General features: G+C 54.2%; 2 protein-coding genes. Both read right to left on the reverse strand.

All coding sequences use genetic code 11. The annotated features are described in order from the left end of the window. Positions 1–212, reverse strand: a 212-nt coding sequence (locus tag AC1RPG_RS08260) for a hypothetical protein (RefSeq protein ID WP_481762509.1), incomplete at its 3' end; no start/stop codon positions are given. Further along, positions 212–419: hypothetical protein (locus AC1RPG_RS08265; RefSeq protein ID WP_481762510.1), on the reverse strand; the 208-nt coding region annotated here is incomplete at its 5' end. The genes AC1RPG_RS08260 and AC1RPG_RS08265, both read right to left, overlap by 1 nt.

Below are 419 nucleotides of genomic sequence, written 5' to 3' on the forward strand. Positions count from 1 at the left end.
GGGGTCGTGTACGTCAGGTTTTCGACAAATTTGGTGTAGCCCTGCGTTTCATATGACGATTGCGCCATAAAATAACGCACGCGGCGAGGGCTCGAATCGATACCGAAACGTGCCGTCGCCGCGTTGGCCCCCGCGACTAGTGCGTCGAGCGACGCGGCGTTGGCGTTGGGTGCGAATTTTGCGAGTTGATCGCGTGTGATTGAGTAACCCATTAGTTCACCTCAATAAATCCAAGACGCGTGTCCACGACTCCGTTCTTGAAAGGGTTGAATTTGTACAACATGGTGGCACGTACCGCATACGTACCGGCCTTAAGCTGTTTGGGGACTGGCACATTCATGTACTCCAGTGACAGCCCATTGTCCGCTACGTCCGTGTACTCAGGATACTGATACACGGTGCGGCCGTTCATGTCAGTC

It is taken from the genome of Dellaglioa sp. CoH-57-MRSF-18 (genome assembly GCF_056781995.1).